This is a genomic window from Candidatus Sodalis sp. SoCistrobi, from assembly GCF_900143145.1.
In the GTDB taxonomy this organism is placed as follows: domain Bacteria; phylum Pseudomonadota; class Gammaproteobacteria; order Enterobacterales; family Enterobacteriaceae; genus SoCistrobi.
The window spans coordinates 1-4,181 of the sequence record NZ_FRDB01000243.1 but is presented as its reverse complement, the minus strand read 5'-3'; the positions used below and the strand labels follow the sequence as shown (position 1 = coordinate 4,181).

6 protein-coding genes are annotated in these 4,181 nt (G+C 56.1%); 2 read left to right on the top strand and 4 right to left on the bottom strand.

Features of this window, described 5'->3' with window-relative positions; genetic code table 11:
• Window positions 1–110: 110 nt before the first annotated feature.
• Complete coding sequence (locus tag CINSTRO3249_RS16805) at window positions 111–287, bottom strand: DUF2057 family protein (protein ID WP_174249792.1); 177 nt, start codon at window positions 285–287, stop codon at window positions 111–113.
• A gap of 174 nt (window positions 288–461) precedes the next feature.
• Here CINSTRO3249_RS16805 and CINSTRO3249_RS13590 point away from each other — a divergent pair, with 174 nt between their 5' ends.
• Window positions 462–875 (top strand): CoA-binding protein, encoded by a 414-nt coding sequence (locus tag CINSTRO3249_RS13590; protein WP_074013661.1) that lies wholly within the window; start codon window positions 462–464, stop codon window positions 873–875.
• A 453-nt stretch (window positions 876–1,328) separates the two neighbouring features.
• Here the strand turns inward: CINSTRO3249_RS13590 and hspQ are convergent, their stop codons facing one another.
• On the bottom strand, window positions 1,329–1,646 hold the full coding sequence (hspQ, locus tag CINSTRO3249_RS13585; RefSeq protein ID WP_074013660.1) for a heat shock protein HspQ: 318 nt from the start codon (window positions 1,644–1,646) through the stop codon (window positions 1,329–1,331).
• Between the two features lie 76 nt (window positions 1,647–1,722).
• Entirely contained in the window at window positions 1,723–2,913 is a 1,191-nt protein-coding gene (rlmI, locus tag CINSTRO3249_RS13580) for a 23S rRNA (cytosine(1962)-C(5))-methyltransferase RlmI (RefSeq protein ID WP_074013662.1), read from the bottom strand.
• 90 nt (window positions 2,914–3,003) lie between these two features.
• On the opposite strand from rlmI, the gene yccX reads away from it, so the two are divergent.
• Window positions 3,004–3,288 (top strand): acylphosphatase, encoded by a 285-nt coding sequence (yccX, locus tag CINSTRO3249_RS13575; protein ID WP_074013659.1) that lies wholly within the window; start codon window positions 3,004–3,006, stop codon window positions 3,286–3,288.
• 293 nt (window positions 3,289–3,581) lie between these two features.
• Here the strand turns inward: yccX and CINSTRO3249_RS13570 are convergent, their stop codons facing one another.
• Complete coding sequence (locus CINSTRO3249_RS13570) at window positions 3,582–3,908, bottom strand: TusE/DsrC/DsvC family sulfur relay protein (protein WP_074013658.1); 327 nt, start codon at window positions 3,906–3,908, stop codon at window positions 3,582–3,584.
• Window positions 3,909–4,181: the final 273 nt, after the last annotated feature.

The following is a 4,181-nucleotide window of genomic DNA, read 5'->3' as shown; positions in this document are numbered from 1 at the left end:
TGCTCATGCTGAGTTTCCAGCACTAGATTAACTGCCCGTTCACGGACTTCCGGAGAGTAACGTTTGGTCGTTGTCATAGAGACCTCCACTTTTAAAGTATAGACTCTAATTTATCCGGGGTGATTCACCAGTTCCAAACTGCTGGCGCCGCGCAGGAGAGAACTGCCCAGCGCTTTACCATCGACGATTAACAGTTCGAGTTCTTCAGGGAGTTGCAGCGTTGTCGCCATCACGGGAAACCCGGTTAAGATGCATAGCCCCATCACCAGGACGCGCAGGAAATTCATTATCTCACCTTATCAGAACGTAAGCAGAATAATTCGCTATATATATGACAATAATAATTTCGTATAATTTAGTCACACTTATTTTTATTTTGATATCTTTGATTTCCACTGAAGAAAGATGTTTTTCACCGGGTGGTATACACTTTAAACATCTTTTCCTTGCGGAGAGCCGCCATGACAGACGCTGAAATCAGCGACATTCTTCAAACCGTGAAGACCATCGCCCTGGTGGGCGCCAGCGATAATCCGGCCCGGCCCAGCCACGGCGTGATGGCCTACTTATTGGCTCGGGGTTACCAGGTGTACCCGGTGAATCCGGCATTGGCAGGGAAAACCATCCTGGGGCAAACCGTATACGGCACGTTGGCCGAGATCCCCGCCAAAATTGATATGGTGGATGTCTTTCGACGCGCTGAGGCGGTGTACGATCTGACGCAGGAGGCGATTGCCATTGATGCCGGGGTTTTGTGGCTGCAGTTGGGGATTATCAATGAACAGGCGGCAGTGCTGGCGAAAAACGTCGGCATGAAAGTGGTGATGGACCGCTGTCCGAAAATTGAAATCCCGCGCCTCGGACTGGACCGCTGAGCGCGGCTGACAAGTGAAACCCGAGCCTGACCTACTTATCCCTAAGAGTAACAGCGGCATTAGCCGAATTTTTGCGCGGGGTGGCAACAAGCGCGCCGGGTCAGACATTGGCACGGGTTAACAACAGGCGTACCGGGTTGGACCTCGGCACCGGTTTACAACTGACGTGCCGTGCCGGGCACTGGCCCCGGTGGCAACAGGCGCGCCGGGTTAGGCATCAACGGGTGGTGGCAACGGGCGCGCCGGGTAAGGCATTTGCATAGGGTGATAATAGGCGTGCCGGGTATGGCATCTGCGCGTTGGGGCAACAGGCGGACCAGGTTAGGCATCGGTATAGGGTGGCAACAGGCGTGCCGGCTAACATACAAATGTGCCCGCCATCGGCGTCTAGGTTTGGCGTCAGTGCGCCTAGGAGAGATGAGAACCGGCTGCGCGACCGCGCAGCCGTGATATTCAATTGCGCAGGCGCGGCGCCTGAAGCTGCAATCGGATGGACTCAGCCAATTCATCCAACGTCGGTTGTTCGGGATGGACGGGAAAGGATTCATATCCCAACTGCGCTTCCGCCAGATAGGTGTGCACCGGTTTTCCCTCTTCATCTTCCATTACCACATGATACCAGGGAGCGGCACGCAGACTATCGTCAGCCGCGATGTCATCCAGTGAAGGCTTCTCCAGGGAGTATTCTGGATCCACGTCGATAATCACCCCCAGGTACCCCAGCAGTTTATGCCGAACCTGCTGCCCTATGCCAAATTTGCTGGCAATCATAAGACCTCCAGTGAAAAGTATGCCTTACACTTAATATGGGGGAGGCCCGGGGGAAATCAAGGTGACAGGACACAATTTAACCGGCCCGACAGGCAAACCCTTTCAAATACAGCCCCTCGGGATAAGCGCCGGCTACCGGGTGATCGGCGGCCTGGCGAAACTGTTCAATAAACTGAATCTCGCGCCCGGCATCGAGCGCCGCATCCGCCAGGATTTTTTGAAACAGATCGGTAGACATCAGGCCGGAGCAGGAAAAACTCAACAACACCCCCTCTGGCGCCAGCAACTGTAGCGCCAGCATGTTGATATCTTTATAGCCGCGGCACGCGCTGGCCAACTGATTTTTATTTTCCACAAATTTGGGGGGGTCGAGGATGATCATATCAAACTGCTCTCCCTCCTCGCGGTAACGGCGCAGCAACTGAAAAACATCATCCCGGACGAAGCGCGCGCGTGACGGATCCAGCGCATTTAACGCCAGGTTTTGCTGCGCTACGTCTAACGCCTGTTGTGAAGTATCAACGCTGACCACCTCCCGGCAGTTTCCCTTCAATACCGACACGGAAAATGCGCCGGTGTAGCTAAAACAGTTAAGCACCCTACGCCCGGCGGCGTACTTGCGGGCAGCCAGACGACTATCGCGCTGATCGAGGTAGAAACCGGTCTTGTGGCCCTGAGCAATATCCACCAGTAAAGACATATCATGTTCACGAATTGGGAGTAAGTCTGGCGGTGTGGCGCCACTCATAACGCCGCGGTTTTCCTTTAACCCTTCCTTCTTGCGCACCGCGACGTCGGAACGGTCGTAAATTGAGCAGTCGGGATAGCAGCGTTGAAGCGCCGTTAACAACGTGGCACGTTGAAATTCGGCGCCGGCGGACAGCAACTGCACAACCAAAAAATCACCATAGCGATCGATAGTAATGCCGGGTAACCCATCCGATTCGCCCGCAATCAGGCGGTAGCCATCTAAACCGTCCCGCGCCGCCAGTAACGTACGCAGACGCTGCGCAACCGTCAACCGGCGGACGAAGAACTCGACATCAATCTGTTCGTCGGGATCGAAGCTCCACACCCTGGCGCGGATTTGCGACTGCGGTGACCAGGCGCCCCGCGCCAGCCAGCGGCCTTTGTCATCGCAAATGTCGATGGTTTCTCCCGGCTGGGCTTTCCCTTCCAGCCGGCCTACCGCACCGGAGAAGACCCAGGGATGGCTCCGTATAAGCGATTTCTCACGGCCGCGCGCCAGAAATAGACGTTTTGTCATCATAAAAGTATGCTAAACCCTAGCCAAAGAGCGCCATTTTGCGAATAAGCGCGCTGAAAAGCAACCTACGCCGTTCGGCAGGAGGAAACGATGACGATGATATGTACGGCAGCCTGGGTCCATGGGCAAGTGCAGGGTGTGGGTTTTCGCTACGCCACTCAACATCAGGCAAAGCTCCAGGGGCTGAGCGGTTATGTCCGCAATCAAGATGACGGCAGCGTGGAAGTTGTGGTCTGCGGCGAAAGTGCGCAAGTGGAAAAACTGCTGGACTGGCTACGCCAGGGAGGACCGGTTCATGCTCGGGTGGATAAAGTCCTCACTGAACCGCGCAATGGTAGCGTGGGGGATTTCAGCGGCTTTTCCATCCGCTATTAACGACCGTCAGCGCTTCTTGGGCGGGTATGCCGTTGTCGCGGGGGGGACTGCCATACCGTTGCCCGCGCGGCGCGCAGTACGGCTCGTGATGTTAATTGCCGTGTGGGATGATGCGCTGCTGACAGCGCTGGGGCGAGGAGCTGCCACGCCGCTGACCGCGCAACGCTGATGAACTGCCACGCCACTGGCCGCGCAACGCCGCTGAACTGCCACGCCGCGCTGCGGTGGTGGACTGCCATACCGTTGCCCGCGCGGCGCGCGGTGATGAAATGCGACGCCGCACCGTTTGGGCGCTACAGGCATTTCACCGGCTTGGGCAGGCCGGCGATTTTCGTTGCCTGCTTGGCGGGACCCTCGGGAAACAAACGGAAAAGGTAACGGCTATTCCCTTTCTCTTCGCCGTAGGCCTGCGCCATGGCCTTCACCAGCATTCGCACCGCCGGCGACGTGTTGTATTGTAAATAAAATGCGCGCACGAAGTGGATCACCTGCCAGTGGGCTTCGCTAAGGATGATACCTTCGCGGCGGGCGATTTCTGCCGCCAACGCTTCGGACCAGTCCTGCGGCTGGGTCAAATACCCTTGCGCATCGGTACTGATTTCAGTGCCGTTAAACTCCATCGATTCCTGTCCGGCTGATGATTATCGAATAAAGAAAGGATAGCAAATCTGCAGGTCAGAAAACACCAAACCCCGCCGGGAACGCGGCGGCAGAAAAAGGGAATGCCGACGCGGCCACGGGCGAGGCCTGGGATAGGGCGGGTATCTGAATCACCCCGGATAAATTAGAGTCTATACTTTAAAAGTGGAGGTCTCTATGACAACGACCAAACGTTACTCTCCGGAAGTCCGTGAACGGGCAGTTAATCTAGTGCTGGAAACTCAGCATGAGCA

Bases quoted from the DNA above. Each gene is read 5' to 3' on its own strand.
- rlmI (WP_074013662.1), bottom strand. From the start codon at position 2,913: ATGACAAAACGTCTATTTCTGGCGCGCGGCCGTGAGAAATCGCTTATA.
- hspQ (WP_074013660.1), bottom strand. From the start codon at position 1,646: ATGATTGCCAGCAAATTTGGCATAGGGCAGCAGGTTCGGCATAAACTG.
- CINSTRO3249_RS16805 (WP_174249792.1), bottom strand. From the start codon at position 287: ATGAATTTCCTGCGCGTCCTGGTGATGGGGCTATGCATCTTAACCGGG.
- CINSTRO3249_RS13570 (WP_074013658.1), bottom strand. From the start codon at position 3,908: ATGGAGTTTAACGGCACTGAAATCAGTACCGATGCGCAAGGGTATTTG.
- CINSTRO3249_RS13590 (WP_074013661.1), top strand. From the start codon at position 462: ATGACAGACGCTGAAATCAGCGACATTCTTCAAACCGTGAAGACCATC.
- yccX (WP_074013659.1), top strand. From the start codon at position 3,004: ATGACGATGATATGTACGGCAGCCTGGGTCCATGGGCAAGTGCAGGGT.